Origin of the sequence: Roseomonas nitratireducens (genome assembly GCF_017813355.1) — a bacterium.
Taxonomy (GTDB): domain Bacteria; phylum Pseudomonadota; class Alphaproteobacteria; order Acetobacterales; family Acetobacteraceae; genus Neoroseomonas; species Neoroseomonas nitratireducens.
On sequence record NZ_JAGIYZ010000001.1, the window covers coordinates 130,631 to 145,992 of the forward strand.

Consider the following 15,362-nt stretch of genomic DNA (forward strand, 5'->3'; position numbering starts at 1 on the left):
TCAGGACGTCGCGACTTCGTTGGAGAAGCGCGGGTTGAGGAACTTCGAGAAGTCGGGCAGCGCGCGGATCTGGCGCATCTCCAGCATCTGCTGGGCATAGAGCCGCGCCTGGGTCAGCACCGTCTCGTCCAGCCGCCAGGCGTACTGGATGTTGTCGTTGGCGAAGGCGTGGTCCACCGCGGCGCGCTGCGCGCCGAGGATGCGCACCGTCGCCTCCGCCACTTCCGGCAGGTTCGCCATCATGTATTCGGTGGCGCGGCGATGGACGCCGAGCATGGTGCGCACCAGCGCCGGGTCCTGCGCGATCAGCGCCTCGCTGGTCGCGAAGATCATGTTCAGCCCGCCCATCGGCGTGCCGTAGGGATATTCCACCAGCGTGCCGACGCCGGAGGTGATGGACAGGCCGGGCCCCGGCTCGGCGCCGACATAGGCGTCGATGTCGCCGCGGGAGAGCATCGCGTGCATCTCGCCGAAGGGCACGCGGACGGAGGTGATGTCGCGGATCGTCATCCCCGACTGGCGCAGCCGCTCGAGGATGAAGACCTCCTGCGTCGAGCCCGGCCAGATGCCGACGCGCTTGCCGCGTAGACCGGCGATGTTGGTGATGCCCGAGCCGGCCTTCGCGACCACGCCCATGCCGCGGTTGGAGAAGGCGCCGATGACGACGACGGGTTCCCCCGCCGCGGCGCCGAGCGTCCCGGCCGCGATGCCGAAGCCGCCGAAATCGACGCTGCGCGTGACGACGGCGTTCTTGCCGTCGGTCGGGCTGTCGAAGGTGGTGATCTCGATCGTCATGCCGGGCGGGGCGAAGCGCTGGTAGAAGTGCGGCGGCATGGAATGAATCAGGCGCAGCGAGCCCATCTTCACCGTGCGCGCGGCCTGCGCGTTGGCGATGTGTGGCGCCGCGATCGGCAGCGCGGCGGCGGCGAACAGGTGGCGGCGGCGGATCATCCGTCTTTCTCCTTGCGTGAAGCGTCAGGCGGGGGTGGGTGCGGCGGTCGCGGCGAGGAAGGCGCGCCAGCCGCCGAAGCGGGTGATGTCCTCGGCCCCTGCGAGCCCTTCGGGCTCCACCAGGAAGCCCTTGGGCGTGGTGCCGTCGTTCAGCAGCACGGTGCCGATGCACAGCGGGGCGGGGATGCCCGCGACGAAATGGCCGAAGCCCTCGGCCGGCAGCGTCCAGACCTCGGCGGCGATGGACGCGCCGTCGCGCGCCGCGACGCGCAGCAGGCCGGGCCGGCGCGGCGGCCCGCCGGCCAGCGCGAACAGCCGGTAGCAGGGGCGCGTGCCGACCGCGCGGGCGAAGACGCCGCCGCGGCCGAGCAGTTCATGGTTCAGCGCGAGCCCTGTAAGGTGCGCGCCGACGACGGCGATCTCGATCATGCGGCGTCCGCCTTTCCTGCCGCCGCGACACGCGCGGCAAACACCTTCCCGAGCGCGGCGAGCGCGGCATCGCTGCCGCGCGGGCCGATCAGCGTGATCCCCGCCGGCAGGCCGTCCGGCCGCGGCGGGCCCGGCACCGCCAGCGCGGCGAGGTCGAGCAGGTTGACGAAGTTCGTATAGGTGCCGAGCCGGGCATTCGGCCCAAAGGGATCCGCCGCCAGCGCCGCGAGCGTCGGGAAGCAGGGCACCGAGGGCACGGCGAGGACATCGAAGCGCGCGAAGAAATCCTCCGCGGCGCGGCGATGCTCGGCTAGGCGGTACATGCCGCGGAAGGCGTCGACGGCGGAAAACCGCGCCGCGCCGGCGACGATCGCCTGCGTCACCGGATGCAGCGCGCCCGGATGCGCGGCGGCGAAGTCGCCGAAGGCGGCGGCGCGTTCCGCGACCCAGGGGCCGTCATAGAGAAGCGCCGCGGTGTCCAGCAGCGCCGTGATGGACGCTTCCTCGGCACCCGGCAGCAGCCCGCGCGCGGCAACCCAGGCGGCGCGCGCCGGGGCTTCGTCCAGGTGCAGGTCGGGCGCGGCGGGGATGGCGATGCGCGCCGGCGCCGTGCCGGGTTCCGCCCAGGCGATCGGGCGGCTGAACGGGTCGGCCCGGTCCTCGCCCGCCAGGACGCGCAAGGCGGTCCAGGCATCCTCGACATCCGCGGCGAAGACCGACACGCAGTCGAGGCTACGGCAGGCCGGCACGACGCCGCGCGTCGAGACCGCGCCCAGCGACGGCTTCAGCCCGACGATCCCGTTCAGCGCCGCGGGCACGCGCCCCGACCCGGCGGTATCCGTGCCGAGCGCGATGGCGACGATCCCCCGCGCCACGGCGACGGCGGAACCGGAGGAGGACCCGCCCGGCACGCGGTCCGGCGCGAGGGCGTTGCGCGGCGCCGGGTATGGCGTGCGCACGCCGACGAGGCCGGTGGCGAACTGGTCCAGATTGGCCTTGCCGAGAACGAGGGCGCCGGCGGCGCGCAGCCTGGCGACGGCGGTGGCGTCCTCCGTCGGCACATGGGCGAAGGCGGGGCAGGCGGCGGTCATGGGCCGGCCGGCGACCGCGATGTTGTCCTTCACCGCGACGGGGATGCCCCAGAGCGGGAAGCGGGCCGGATCGAAGGACGGCAGGGCGGCGATGGCGGCGGCGAGATCGGCCTCGGGCGTCAGGTCGAGGAAGATCCCCGGATCCTCGGCGGCGGTGAGGCGCCGGCGCGCTTCCGCCAGCACGGCGGCGGGCGTCGCGCCGGCGGCATAGGCCGCGTGCAGCGCGGCGATCCGGAAAGGATGGTCGACGAGGTTCATCGCAGTGCGGGATCAGCAAGCGGCGTGCCGACCGGCGGGCCCCGCGCCGAGGCCGTGTGTATGCGCAACTGCATGCAATTTCGGCTGCGATGGGCGCCGGCTGCCGATGAAACGGGCGGCGGCGCAGGATCGCTCGCGCGTCGGGCGCGCGGGCCAGCGGTCGTCAGGCCGGCGCGTGGGTGTCGCCGTTGACCGCCCGGCGCCTCAGCCCATCCGGGCTGGAGGCTGCCCCGCCATCAGCCCCCAGGCGCCCTCGGTCGCCGCCAGGTGCGCCCGCACCGCGGCCGCCGCGGCCGTCGCGTCGCCGGCCAGGATCGCCGTCACGATCGCGCCGTGTTCCGCATGGGACGCCGCGAGCCGGTCCGGCCCGCCCAGCTGCGCCGCCCGGAAGGGGGCGAGCCGCCGCCGCGTCGTCTCGGCCAGTTCGGCGAGATAGCGGTTGCCCGCGCCGGCATAGAGCAATTCATGGAAGCCGACATTGGCGTCGCGATAGGCGTCCACCGCGCCATCCCGCGCCAGCCGGCCCATCGCGGCGTGGCGGGCATAGAGCGCCGCCTTCTCGGCCCGCCCCATGGCCGAGGCGCAAAGGCCGGCGCAGACCGCCTCCAGCTCCGCCATGGCCTGGAACATCTCGGCCAGCCGCGCCGGTTCCGGGCGCGCGACGACGGCGCCGCGCCGCGGGCGCTGCTCGATCAGCCCGGTCGCCGCCAGCAGCCGCAAGGCTTCGCGCACCGGGGTGCGGGAGACGCCGTGCAGCGCGGCGAGCCGTTCTTCCTCAAGCGCCATGCCGGGTGCGAGGCGGCCCTCGGTGATCGCGGAGGCGATCGCCTCGGCCAGCGTCTCGGCGCGGGTCGGGCGTCGCGCCGGCGCGTCGGGGGCCGGCCCGGTCGCGCCCGGGCTGTCGGGCCGTTCGTCCATGCTCCGCGTCCGCCTCCTGCCGGTCGCGCGACCCCGCAGAAGGGGCCGCCGCGCCTTCTCCTTCGAAGCACGCAACGTGCCGGGCGCGAAGTCCCTCCCCCTGGGGCTTGAAACGGGGCGGCGACAGCGCACTTGCGCTGGATCAAGAATGCCTGCCGGGGCTATAATCAACCTATGGATGTGATCGTCGACAACCGCGACGCCGCCCTGCGCGGCGCGCCGGACGCATCGGCCATGGAGGCGCATGCCACCGAGGCCGCGGCCATGCTGCGCCTGCTCGCCAGCGAGCGGCGCCTGATGGTGCTCTGCACGCTGATCGTGGAAGGGGAGGCGCCGGTCGGGCGCCTGGCCCGCCGCGCCGGCCTCTCCCAACCCGCCATGTCGCAGCACCTGGCGAAGCTGCGGGAGGACGGGCTGGTCGCCACGCGGCGCGAGGGCACGACGATCTACTACCGCATCTCCGACCCGCGCGTGGCGAAGATCCTGGGCACGCTGCACGAGATCTTCTGCCCGGCGGAGAATTGATGCCCGCGGCGCCCGCCGCTCCTGGCGCCAAGGGCATTGCGATAGGATAACGACCCGGATCATCCGGGGACGACCGCCATGGAGGCTGGGCAAGGCCTCGCCGCGCGACTCGCGGTGCTCGAGGCCGCCGCCGACTGGCCCGGCATCGTCGCCATCTTCGAAGCCGAGGCCGGGGCCGCGCCCGATGCGGGCGCCGTCCTCGCCTTCGTGAACGCCGCCCTCGCGCTGGGCGACCCGCAGCGGATCGCGGCGGCCACGCTCGCCGCCATCCGCGCCGAATTGCCGCGGCAGCGCCGCGTGCTCGCCGCCCGGCGCCTCGCCGGTGCCGGCCATGGGGCGGAAGCGCTGGCGACGCTCTTCGCCGATCCCGACATCCTGCGCGACGACGGCGTGCTGACCCCGATGGGCCCGACGCTGACGGTGGTCGCGCGCGCGCTCGACCATCCCGCGCTGAAGCTCGCCACCGAGACCGCCTGGCGCCGTTTCGCCAACCTCGCCGAGCCCGAGCCCCGCCCATCCCCCTTCGGCTTCGCCGCGGCGCCGCACCTGGCCGCGGGCGGCGCGCCCGGCGCCTCCTTCGCCGTGTTCCACGCCGGCGGGCGCATGGCGGCGGAGGCGGCGGAATTCGCGCGGCTCGATGCCCAGTTCCGCGCCACCCTGGCGCAGGACCGCGCGCCCTGGGTCCGCGTGTGGGAGGATGTCTTCGTCAACGACATGGGCCAGATCTGGCGGCCGGACCGGCGCCTGCTGCGCACCCATCGCTGGCCGCTGCTGCGCCGGTCCCGCGCCGCCATGGCGACCGCGCCGCGGCTGGCCGAGGCGGTCTTCGCCTTCAACGAGGCCTTCAACTTCTTCCACTGGTACGCCGAATGGCTGCCGGCGCTCGCCTGGCTGCCGGAGCAGCGCGATCCGCCGATCGCCCTGCTGGAACCGCCCCGCGCGCCGGGCTTCGTGCAGGAGAGCCTGGACCTCGCCTTCGCCCGCCCGCCGCCGCGCGTGACCGTGGGCGACGCGGTCTTCGTCGAGCGGCTCTACATGGTGCCTGCCGGCGCGCCCTGGCTTACGCGCCTGGGCGCCTATCGCCCGCTGCTCGACCGCATCGCGGCGGCGGCGGATGCGGACGCCGCGCGCGCGCCTGGGCCGCGGCGCATCTACCTGTCGCGCCGGGGCAGCGCCGCGCGGCCCATGGCGAACGAGGCGGAGGTGGAGGCGGCGCTCGCCGCGCGCGGCTACGCGACGGTGCGGCTGGAGGAGATGCCGCTGCTGCGCCAGGTCGCGCTGCTGCGCGGGGCGGAGGCGGTGGTGGCGCCGCATGGCGCGGGCCTCGCCCATCTGCTCACGGCGCGGCCGGGGCTCGCGGTGTTCGAGTTGATGCCCGTGACCCCCGCCTGGCACGCGCCGCGCTTCTGCATGGCGCGGCTGTCGCGCATCGTCGGGCATCGCCATGCGCTGTGGCTGGAGCCCGCCTTCGGGGCGGAGGAACGCTGGCGGGTGGAGATCCCGCCGATGCTCGAGGCGCTGGCGCGGTTCGAGGCCGGGGCGCGGGGCTGAGGGCACACCCGCCGCAGGTCACGCGTGGCAGCGCGGGCGGCCTCGCGGCGGCAGGGTGGCTTGACTGCGATGTCGCGCCGGCCGCACCGGGCGACGCCTATGTCGCCCGCGCCGTGCCCGAGGCCGCAACGCCCACCGTCGCGAGCGGCCGGTCGAGCCATTCGGCGACGAAGGCGGCTTCGGTCGCGTTGGCGGCCGCGAGCGCCGCGCGCGCCTCGGCGATGTCGGGCTGGCCGGCGGCGGGCTCGGCCGGGGGCTGGTCCTCCCCCGTGTTCAGCCGGGGCACGAAGGGCGGCCGGGGCAGGCCGGAATAGGCCGCGACGGCGTCGAGGAAATCCTCCAGCGCATCGACCCGGCCCAGCACGTAGCTGCGCGCCCGCAGCGCGTCGCGCACCTCGGCCATCGTCGTGCCGCCGAAGACGAAGCGCAGCTGAGCATTGGTCGTCACGTGGCGGAAGGGGACGCAGTCGCGCAGCGCCGTGGCGAGCGTCATGGACGACAGCGTCCTGTGAAGCGGGTGGTTCGGCGTCGCGCGCGCATAGTCGTAGAGCGACACGGCGCGCGATACGGGGTCGCGGAACACGGCGAGGAAGACGGTCGGGCGCGGGGAGGCGAGCGCGGCCGGGTTGCCGACCAGGATATGCCCGGTGACGAGCAGCCAGCGGTGGAAGAAGCCCGGATCCTCGCCCACCAGCCGCTCCAGCTCGCGCGGGTTGGTGTAGAGCACGAGGCTGCGGAACATCCGGTCGAAGGCACGGTTCAGGCTGGTGCCGCCGGTCTTGGGGATGTGCAGGAAGAAGTACAGCGGCAGCAGCCGCGGCTCCATCGCGAAGGGGTGGCGGATGGGCGGATGGCCGGCCGGCTCGGTCGCTTCCGGCGAAGGGCCGGGCGGCGCCACGGAAAAGCGCGGCCCCGCGGTGCGCTGGAATTCCGGGCTGCGCATGACGAACAGCATCAGGTCGACGGCCGTCATCTCCGCCGCGCGGAAGCGGGCGCCGAGCAGCGGGTCTTCCGGCGCGCGGCCGAGCAGCGCGCCGTAGACCGCGGCCACCTCCTCATCCGTCACGAGGTTCGCGCGCGGCGGGCGGGCGGGCGCCTGGGCCATGCGCCGGCGCTGGTACTCGGCCGAGGCCATGACCTCCGCCCGCAGCGCCGCGACCGTGTCGTGGCCGAGCCGCGCGGCCACGACGTCCTCGCTCTCGGGGTCCCGCCCGAGCAGGGTGCGGTAGGCGGCCAGGACATCGTCGCGGGTGATCGGCATCTGCGCCATTCTCATGTCGAAACGGTGCGCGGGGGGCAAGGGCGCCCCCCTCTGCACGGGCGGCGCCCGCGCCCTATGCTGGCCCCGGGACGAAGGGGGAAGGAAACGGATGCTGCCGCTTCAGGGTGTGCGCGTGATCGAGGTCGGCCAGGCGCTGGCCGGGCCGCTGGCCGGGGCCATCATGGCCGACATGGGCGCCGACGTGATCAAGGTGGAGAAGCCCGATGGCGGCGACGACGCGCGCGGCTGGGGCCCGCCCTTCGGGCCGGATGGCGTCACCTCGCTCTATTTCCACGGGCAGAACCGCAACAAGCGCGGCATCACGCTGGACCTGAAGAAGGCGGAGGATGTCGAGGCGCTGCACCGCCTGTGCGAGACCGCCGACATCCTGGTGCAGAACCTCCGCCCGGGCGTGGTGGAGGAGATCGGCATCGGCCCCGCCGCGATGCTCGCGCGGCATCCGCGCCTGATCTACTGCTCCATCTGGGCCTTCGGCGATCGCGGGCCGATGCGGATGAAGCCGGGGTTCGACCCGCTGCTGCAGGCCTATGGCGGCATGATGAGCGTGACCGGCCGGCCGGAGGATCCGCCGACCTTCTGCGGTGCGTCCATCAACGACAAGGCGACGGGGATGTTCACCGTCATCGGCGCGCTGGGGATGCTGCGGCGGCGCGACATCACGGGCCGCGGCGGGCTGGTCGACACGTCGCTGTTCGAGACCGCGGTGCATTGGGTGGAAGGCCAGGTGAACAACCACCTGCACACGGGTGACGTGCCGAAGCGCCACGGCACGGGCGGCGCCGTCATCGTGCCCTACCAGGTGTTCGACACGGCGGACCGGCCGCTGTGCCTGGCCGCCGGCAACGACCGGCTCTGGGCGCGCTGCGCGGCGGTGCTGGGCCATGCCGAATGGGCGGGCGACGAGCGCTTCGCCAAGGGCGCGGCGCGCGTGCGCAACAAGGCGGTGCTGCTGCCCTTGATCGCGGAAGTCCTGCGCACGCGCCCGCGCGACGAGTGGATCGCGGCACTCGAGGGCGCGGGCGTGCCCTGCGCGCCGGTGAACGACATCGGGGAGGTCGTGGCGAGCCCGCAATTCGACGCTGTGGGCATCGTGCAGCAACTGCCCGGCGGCGGGCCGCGGGTGGTGGGGCTGCCGATCAGCTTCGACGGGGAACGGCCGCGATCGCTGCGCGACGCGCCGCGGTTGGGCGAGCATGATGCGGAGGTGCTGGGGCGGGCTAGAGGATGAACCAGCCCGCCACCGGCGCCGTCGCGCTGTCCACCAGCAGCACGAGATCCGCCGCGCGGTCCCCGTTCACATCCGGCTCGATCCGCCAGCGCACCCCCGGCGTCACCGCTTCCGCGCGCAACTGCCCCTGAACCCCCGTGAAGGCGTTCGTGCCGATGAAGGTGAAGGCCTCGTCGCCCGCCGTCCCCGCGCGGGCATCGATGCGGGAGAGGCTGATGCGGTCGACCTCCCCCGCGCGAAAGGCGAAGTCGGCGATCAGGTCCGGCGCGGCGGGACCGGAATCCGCCGCCGCGTCGAAGCGGAACACGTCGCCCGCGGCACCGCCACGCAGCGTGTCAGCACCCTCGCCGCCGATCAGCACGTCGGCGCCGCCCTCCCCCGCGATCGAATCCGCCCCGCCCGCGCCGTTCAGGACGTTGCCGTTCGCATTGCCGACCATCGTGTTCGCGCCGGTGTTGCCGAGGCCGAAGACGATCGTGCCCGCCGTCATGCGCAGCGCCTCCACCTCCGCCGCCAGCGCATAGGAGGTGCCGGCGCCGATCGTCACCGTGTCGCGCCCGCCGCCCGCGCCTTCCGCGACGATGTCGCCCGGCGTCAGCACGTACCAGTCGTCGTCGCCGCCGCCGGACAGCCGGTCGATGCCGCCCCCGCCATCCAGCGTGTCGGCGCCCGCGCCGCCGGACAGCGTGTCCGCGCCGCCGCCGCCCGTCAGCCGGTTCGCAGCCGCATTGCCGTTGAAGCGATGCGGCGTGCCGTCGCCGGCCACCAGGTGTTCGAGTGTCGCGCCGAGCGTGTAGAGCGCGAGCGTGGTGCGCACCGTGTCCGTCCCGGCGCCCGCCGCCTCGACCACCCTGTCGCCGGCCTGGTCGACCACATAGAGGTCGTCGCCAGGCCCGCCCGCCAGCGTGTCCGCCCCCGCCAGCCCGTCGAGCGTGTCGTGGCCGCCAAGGCCGAAGATCGCGTTCGGGTTCGCCGTGCCGTCGAGCCGGTTCGCCGCGGCGGTGCCGTAGCGCTCGTAGTCGTTGACGACCGTCCAGGTCACGCTCTCCTGCAGCGCGGAGCGGTCGCCGCGCACCCAGTCGGTCGGGTCCTGCGCCAGCGCGGTCACGGTGAAGGTGCCGAAGCCGAAGCGGCGGTCGCGCAGGTCGAAGGTCTCGCCCGCGCCGGCGAAGGTGGTGCCGTTCACCGTCCAGTCCACGCGGATCACGGCGGGGTCGATGACGTCGACCGTCAGGCTCGTGCGGTTGGTCTGCGTGCCGGCATTCGGCGTGTGGCTGTCGATCGGGTCCACCAGCGCGTAGAAGCCGCGGATGAATTCCTCCCGCGCCACCACGTCGAAGGGGCGGTCGAGGCTGCGCATCTTGGAATCGAGCGAGGGCCGCCAGATGCCTGTCGCATTGTAGTAGCCGCCCTCATAGGCGCCGATGACGCCGAGGCCGGGCTGGTTGTAGCCGATCCACTCCGCCCATTTCGCCCCCGTCGGGTCGGTGGTGACGTTGCGCGCGAAGGGCTCCCCGCCCGTATAGGTGCCGGAAAACCAGTACTCGTCCGCAAGCTGCGCGAAGGAATGGCCGACCTCGTGCAGCGCCACCTCGCGGGCGAAGGAATTCCCGCCGGCATAGACCGCCCAATTGCCGCCGCCGCCGCCATAGGTCGCGCTGTTGACGGTGGCGAAGCGCATCTCCGCCGTGATGCCTGTGCCGGCGAAGGTCGCGGCCACGGCCGCGTTGGCCGCGGCGTCGCTGATGTAGAGCAGCCGGTCCGTCACCCCGTCCCAGCGATACGACGCGCCGAGCGCGGTGTTGCGATAGACGCCCGCGCCCGGGTCGTCCGCGCCGGATTCGGCCGAGACGACTTCCACCCGGTGGATGTTGAAGAAGTTGCGGTAGCGGCCGAAGGGCTCCGTGAGCAACGTCCCGTCGAAGATGTAGGTCAGCAGCGCCTGCACATGGGCGGCGTAGGTCGTGGCGATCTCGCCCGACGTGTAGCCGTCGCCCACGAAGACCATGTCGATGCGGTTGGCGGACGGTCCGCTGTCCTGGACCGTGGTGAAGCCGGCCATGGCATGCCGTCCCGGATGTTCGCGCCGATATCGTAACGAAATGGCGCGTCCCGGTTCAACGCCTGGGGCTCAATCCTCCTCGAGCCGGGCGATATCCTCGTCCGACAGGCCGAAATGGTGGCCGATCTCATGGATCAGCACGTTGCGGACCAGGCGGAACAAATCCTCCCCGGTCTCGATCCATTCCAGCAGGATGGGTTCCCGGTAGAGCAGGATGCGGTCGGGTTCCCGCGGCACGTCGCCGGTCGACTTCGCGATCAGCGGCACGCCCTGGTACAGGCCGGTCAGTTCCCAGGGGCTCTCGATCCCCATCTCGCGCAGGACGTCCTCATCGGGCATGTCCTCGACGAGGATGGCGGTGCCGCGCACCATGTCGCGCAGCGGTTCGGGGATTGCGGCGAGCGCGTGCTCGGCCATCTCAACCAGGTCATCGAGGCCGGGCGGGGTCGAGAAGCGCATGGCGTCTCATGCGTGGCCCGCCGGCCCGCCGTCAAGAACAGGGAGAGGCCGATGGTCGAGAAACTGGATGCGGCGGGCCGCGCCGCCCTGGCGCGGGACCTGCCGGACTGGCGGATGGTGGAGGGGCGGGACGCGATCGCGCGCGGCTTCCGCTTCGCCGACTTCAACGCCGCCTGGGGCTTCATGAGCCGCGTCGCCCTGCTGGCCGAGAAGCAGGACCACCACCCCGAATGGTCCAATGTCTGGAACCGGGTGGAGATCACGCTGTCCACCCACGATGCCGGCGGGCTGTCGGCGCGGGACGTCGCGCTGGCCAGGGCGATCGACGCGCTGGTCTGAAGCCTTGCAGGGCGTGTGACCCGGCGCGGTTGCGGCGGGCGCGCCCGGCGTGCTTCTGTCGCGTCAGGCCAGCCGCGCCGCAGGACCATCATGCCGTTCCCCGCCGCCCGAGTGCTCGACATGCATGTCTGCCCCATGTTCACGGGGCCAGTGCCGCATGTCGGCGGGCCGGTGCTGCCGCCCTGCTGCATCACGGTGCTGATCAACTACTTCCCGGCGGCGCGGCAGACCGACATGTGCCTCTGCGTCGGCCCGCCCGACACCATCATGATGGGCTACCCGACCGTCCTCGTCGGCAAGATGCCGCCGGCCTTCCTGGGATCGCTGACCTCGCATGGCGGGAGCATCGTCATGGGGTCCCCCAACGTCATTTATGGCGGGGCGGCGGGCGGCGGCGGCGGCGGGGGCGGCGGCGCGCAATCGGCGGCGGCGATCGCCGCCGCGGTGAACCCCCCCAACAGCGTCATCAACTGCGGCAACATCGTCGATGCGGTGATCGACCGCCTGGATGGCAGCAACCCCAACGCCACCGCCCCCGCCGGGCAGGACGGCACCTTCGACGAGATCGCCGCGCGCCACAACACGACCATGAGTTGGGGCCACAACCTGAACGATGCGTACAACCTGGCGCAGCAAGGCGGGGACGGCACGACGCTGATCGTCGGCATCACCTATCCGAACAATGGCGGTTCCCATGTGGTGGTCATGACCAACCAGGGCGGCACCGTCTCGATCGTCGAAGGCCAGAACTGGGGCCCCGGCCAGGGCGCCGGCGCCATCACCGACCCCGCCGTCGCGCAGGCGCGCTACGGTCCCGCCGATGTCGGCATCGCCATCGTGCCCGGCAATCACTGAAGGCCACATGCGCCGCGCCCTTCTGGCGGCGGCGCTGGCGGCCTGCGCCCCCCTGCGGGCGGAGGAGGAGAGGATGTCAGGTCAGTCGCCCCGCGCGCCCGGCCCCGTGCGCGACCGCGCCACGGCGATCGCCGTGGCGATGGAGGCTGTCGCCGCCGCCGACCCGACCACCGACTGGGTGCCGGTCGAGGAAGCGACGCGCGAACGCCCCTTCGGCTGGGTGGTCTTCTACACCACGCGCGCGCACCGGGAGACGGGGGAGCCGCGCTTCATGAAGCCCGGCAACGGCCCCGTCGCCGTGGAACGCGCGATGGGCCAGGTGACGATGCTGCCCTCCGCCGGGAACCCCGACTTCGTCATCGGCGTCTTCGAGGCCGCCTGGACCGAGCGCCAGCGCCGCTGAACGACCCCTACAGCGCCCGCCAGCCGATATCCCGACGGCAGAAGCCGCCCGGCCAGTCGATCGCATCGACCGCCGCATAGGCGGCCGCGCGCGCTTCCGCGAGCGTCGGCGCCGCGGCCGCGATGCCGAGCACGCGGCCGCCGCTCGCGACCAGCGCGCCATCCTCCCGCCGCGTCGTCCCGGCGTGGAACACCTGCACGCCCGGCACCTGCGCCGCGCGCTCCAGCCCGCGGATCTCGCTGCCCTTGGCATAGGCGCCGGGATAGCCCTGCGCGGCCATGACGACGACGAGGGAATGCAGCGCCTCCCACCGCAGGTCGAAGGCCGCGAGCTCCCCGTCGCAGGCGGCGAGCAGCGCGGGCAGCAGGTCCGACCGCAGCCGCACCATCAGCGCCTGGCATTCCGGGTCGCCGAAGCGGACGTTGAACTCGATCAGCCGCGGCCCGTCGGCGGTGATCATCAGCCCGGCGAACAGCACGCCGCGGAAGGGCGCGCCGCGCCGCGCCATCTCGGCCAGCACGGGCCGCACGATGCGCTCCATCGTCTGCCGCTGCTGCGCCTCGGTGAAGACGGGCGGGGGGGAATAGGCGCCCATGCCGCCGGTGTTCGGCCCGGTATCGCCATCCCCCACGCGCTTGTGGTCCTGCGCGGTGCCGAGCGGCAACGCCGTGGCGCCGTCGCACAGCGCGAAGAAGGACACTTCCTCCCCCACCAGGCATTCCTCGACCAGCACGGTCGCACCCGCCGCGCCGTGCACGCGGCTTTCCATGATGTCCGCGACGGCGGCCTCGGCTTCCGCGACCGTCGCGGCGACCACCACGCCCTTGCCCGCGGCGAGCCCATCCGCCTTCACCACGATCGGCGCGCCCTGTTCGCGGATATAGGCCTTGGCGGCGGCCGGCTCCTCGAACCGCTTCCAGCGCGCGCCGGGCGCGCCGGCGGCCTCGGCCACCTCCCGCGTGAAGGCCTTGCTGCCTTCCAGCCGCGCGGCGGCCTGGCTCGGCCCAAAGCAGCGCAGGCCGGCGGCGGCGCAGGCATCGGCGAGGCCCAGCGTCAGCGGCGCCTCCGGCCCGCAGACCACCAGGTCCACCGCCTGCTCCCGCGCGAAGGCCACCAGCGCCGCGATGTCCTCGGCGCCGATCGGCACGCATTCCGCAACCTCCGCGATGCCGGCATTGCCCGGCGCGCACCACAGCCGCGTCAGCAGCGGCGAGGCCGCGATCGCCCAGCACAGCGCATGTTCCCGCCCGCCGCCGCCGACCACCAGCACCTTCATGGAGCACCCCCGTTCCGCATCGGGGGCGCCTTAGCATAGGGTGGCGCCATGGACACCCCGACGGCCACCAACATCCCCGACTACAGCGTCTCGGACCTTGCCGGCGCGATCCGCCGCACGCTGGAAGGCGCCTTCGGCCGCGTGCGCGTGCGCGGCGAGATCACGGAGATGAAGCGCTACCCCTCCGGGCACACCTACCTCTCGCTCAAGGACGCCGACGCGAAGATCGAGGCGGTGATCTGGAAGACCGCGCTGCGCAACATCGGCACCATGCCCGAGAACGGCGTGGAGATGATCGCGACTGGCCGCATCTCCACCTACGCCGACCGGTCCAAGTACCAGCTGGTGATCGAGCGGCTGGAATATGCCGGCGAAGGCGCGCTGCTCGCGAAGATCGAGGCGCTCCGCAAGCGCCTGCTCGACGAGGGATTGTTCGACGAGGCGCGCAAGAAGCCCATCCCGCGCCTGCCCGCCGTGATCGGCGTCGTCACCTCCGAGAAGGGCGCCGTCATCCAGGACATCCGCACCACCATCGCGCGGCGCTTCCCGCGCCGCATCCTGCTCTGGCCCGTCATGGTGCAGGGGCAGGGCGCGGCCGAGCAGATCGCCGCGGCCATCCGCGGCTTCGATGCCATCCAGCCGGGCGGCCGCGTGCCGCGGCCGGACCTGGTGATCGTCGCGCGCGGCGGCGGATCGCTCGAGGACCTGATGGCCTTCAACGAGGAGATCGTGGTGCGCGCCGCCGCGGCCTGCTCCATCCCGCTGATCAGCGCGGTGGGGCACGAGACGGACACGACGCTGATCGACTTCGCCTCCGACCGCCGCGCGCCGACCCCCACGGCCGCCGCCGAACTCGCCGTGCCCGCGCGCGCGGAACTCGCCGCGTCCATCGCCCAGACCGGCGCGCGCCTGGCGCAGGCGGCGGCCAGCCTGCTCAACGGCGCGCGGCTGCGCCTGCTGCGCGCGGAGCGCGGCCTGCCGGACGTGCCCGCACGGCTCGCGCAGTCGCGCCAGCGCCTCGACGATGTGGGCGAGCGCCTGCCGCGCGCGCTTGCGGCGGCCCTCACGGCGCGGCGCCAGGCGCTGGCGGCGCTGCGCGTGCCGCATCCGCGCGAGGGGATCCTGGCGCGCCGCGCCTCCGTCCAGGCGCTGTCGCTGCGCCTGGCCGCCGCCTGGGGGCGCGGACGCGACGCGCGCGCGGCGGCGCCGGCCTTCGCGCGGCTGTCGCCGGCGCCGGTGCTCGCGCTGTTGCGGCAGAAGCGCGCGGTCCTGGAAGGGCTGTCCGCACGGCTCGACAGCGCATCCTACCAGTCGGTGCTGGCGCGCGGCTTCGCGCTGGTGCGCGACGCGGACGGGCACGCGGTGACGGCCGCCGCGCGCGTCGCACCCGGCGCGGCACTGCGGTTGACCTTCGCGGATGGGGATGTGCGCGCGACGGCGGAAGGCGCGCCGGCGCGACGGAAAGGGCCGGCGCCGGAACAGGGGTCGTTGCTGTGAGCGCTGGACGCGACCGGAGAGGGGCTTTGACCCTCCCAGGACCCCACCCCACCAAAGGCCGAAAGGCCTCTGGACACCGGGACTTGATTGGGGAAGGCGGTGAGGGGCATCGACGGTGCTTCCTGTCCGACGGTCACGCCATGCCCCTCCCCGCCATCCCCGATGAATCAAATGGTTTCCAAAGGCCCTTAGGCCTTTGGCGGGGTGGTCCGGAGGGGCAGAGCCCCTCCGCCACGCG

At 73.5% G+C, this 15,362-nt stretch carries 15 protein-coding genes; 7 read left to right on the forward strand and 8 right to left on the reverse strand.

Going from position 1 to position 15,362, the window contains the following annotated elements; all coding sequences use genetic code 11:
• The 4 genes from J5Y09_RS00520 to J5Y09_RS00530 form a co-directional block, all read right to left on the reverse strand.
• Positions 1-951, reverse strand: a complete 951-nt coding sequence (locus tag J5Y09_RS00520; protein ID WP_209349756.1) for an ABC transporter substrate-binding protein — start codon at positions 949-951, stop codon at positions 1-3.
• A 24-nt stretch (positions 952-975) separates the two neighbouring features.
• Complete coding sequence (locus J5Y09_RS24155; RefSeq protein WP_245216718.1) at positions 976-1,380, reverse strand: allophanate hydrolase-related protein; 405 nt, start codon at positions 1,378-1,380, stop codon at positions 976-978.
• The gene (gene atzF, locus J5Y09_RS00525; RefSeq protein ID WP_245216719.1) at positions 1,377-2,729 is read right to left on the reverse strand and encodes an allophanate hydrolase; all 1,353 of its coding nucleotides are present in this window, start codon (positions 2,727-2,729) and stop codon (positions 1,377-1,379) included. Before atzF ends, J5Y09_RS24155 begins: the two co-directional genes overlap by 4 nt.
• Positions 2,730-2,933: 204 nt before the next feature.
• Positions 2,934-3,647, reverse strand: coding sequence for a GntR family transcriptional regulator (locus J5Y09_RS00530; protein WP_209349757.1), 714 nt, complete (start codon positions 3,645-3,647; stop codon positions 2,934-2,936).
• 174 nt (positions 3,648-3,821) lie between these two features.
• Between J5Y09_RS00530 and J5Y09_RS00535 the strand changes: the two genes are divergently transcribed.
• Both J5Y09_RS00535 and J5Y09_RS00540 read left to right on the forward strand, forming a co-directional pair.
• Entirely contained in the window at positions 3,822-4,172 is a 351-nt protein-coding gene (locus tag J5Y09_RS00535) for a metalloregulator ArsR/SmtB family transcription factor (RefSeq protein WP_209349758.1), read from the forward strand.
• A gap of 78 nt (positions 4,173-4,250) precedes the next feature.
• On the forward strand, positions 4,251-5,723 hold the full coding sequence (locus J5Y09_RS00540) for a glycosyltransferase family 61 protein (protein WP_209349759.1): 1,473 nt from the start codon (positions 4,251-4,253) through the stop codon (positions 5,721-5,723).
• A 97-nt stretch (positions 5,724-5,820) separates the two neighbouring features.
• Here the strand turns inward: J5Y09_RS00540 and J5Y09_RS00545 are convergent, their stop codons facing one another.
• Positions 5,821-6,984, reverse strand: coding sequence for a sulfotransferase family 2 domain-containing protein (locus J5Y09_RS00545; protein ID WP_209349760.1), 1,164 nt, complete (start codon positions 6,982-6,984; stop codon positions 5,821-5,823).
• A gap of 109 nt (positions 6,985-7,093) precedes the next feature.
• On the opposite strand from J5Y09_RS00545, the gene J5Y09_RS00550 reads away from it, so the two are divergent.
• The gene (locus tag J5Y09_RS00550) at positions 7,094-8,233 is read left to right on the forward strand and encodes a CaiB/BaiF CoA transferase family protein (RefSeq protein ID WP_209349761.1); all 1,140 of its coding nucleotides are present in this window, start codon (positions 7,094-7,096) and stop codon (positions 8,231-8,233) included.
• On the opposite strand, the gene J5Y09_RS00555 is transcribed toward J5Y09_RS00550, so the two are convergent.
• Positions 8,223-10,295, reverse strand: a complete 2,073-nt coding sequence (locus J5Y09_RS00555; RefSeq protein WP_209349762.1) for a M64 family metallopeptidase — start codon at positions 10,293-10,295, stop codon at positions 8,223-8,225. The genes J5Y09_RS00550 and J5Y09_RS00555 overlap by 11 nt on opposite strands.
• A 69-nt stretch (positions 10,296-10,364) precedes the next feature.
• Positions 10,365-10,754 (reverse strand): metallopeptidase family protein, encoded by a 390-nt coding sequence (locus J5Y09_RS00560; RefSeq protein ID WP_209349763.1) that lies wholly within the window; start codon positions 10,752-10,754, stop codon positions 10,365-10,367.
• 51 nt (positions 10,755-10,805) lie between these two features.
• Between J5Y09_RS00560 and J5Y09_RS00565 the strand changes: the two genes are divergently transcribed.
• The 3 genes from J5Y09_RS00565 to J5Y09_RS00575 all read left to right on the forward strand — a co-directional run bounded on the left by J5Y09_RS00565 (position 10,806) and on the right by J5Y09_RS00575 (position 12,351).
• Positions 10,806-11,093 (forward strand): 4a-hydroxytetrahydrobiopterin dehydratase, encoded by a 288-nt coding sequence (locus J5Y09_RS00565; RefSeq protein ID WP_209349764.1) that lies wholly within the window; start codon positions 10,806-10,808, stop codon positions 11,091-11,093.
• A gap of 90 nt (positions 11,094-11,183) precedes the next feature.
• A complete protein-coding gene (locus tag J5Y09_RS00570) occupies positions 11,184-11,948 on the forward strand; it encodes a PAAR domain-containing protein (RefSeq protein WP_209349765.1) in 765 nt (254 codons plus the stop codon).
• 7 nt (positions 11,949-11,955) lie between these two features.
• On the forward strand, positions 11,956-12,351 hold the full coding sequence (locus J5Y09_RS00575) for a YrhB domain-containing protein (RefSeq protein WP_209349766.1): 396 nt from the start codon (positions 11,956-11,958) through the stop codon (positions 12,349-12,351).
• A 7-nt stretch (positions 12,352-12,358) separates the two neighbouring features.
• Here the strand turns inward: J5Y09_RS00575 and purD are convergent, their stop codons facing one another.
• Positions 12,359-13,627 carry a phosphoribosylamine--glycine ligase gene (purD, locus tag J5Y09_RS00580; protein ID WP_209349767.1) on the reverse strand — a complete coding sequence of 423 codons (1,269 nt, stop codon included), beginning with the start codon at positions 13,625-13,627 and terminating at the stop codon, positions 12,359-12,361.
• Between the two features lie 48 nt (positions 13,628-13,675).
• Between purD and xseA the strand changes: the two genes are divergently transcribed.
• The gene (xseA, locus tag J5Y09_RS00585) at positions 13,676-15,124 is read left to right on the forward strand and encodes an exodeoxyribonuclease VII large subunit (RefSeq protein ID WP_209349768.1); all 1,449 of its coding nucleotides are present in this window, start codon (positions 13,676-13,678) and stop codon (positions 15,122-15,124) included.
• Positions 15,125-15,362: the final 238 nt, after the last annotated feature.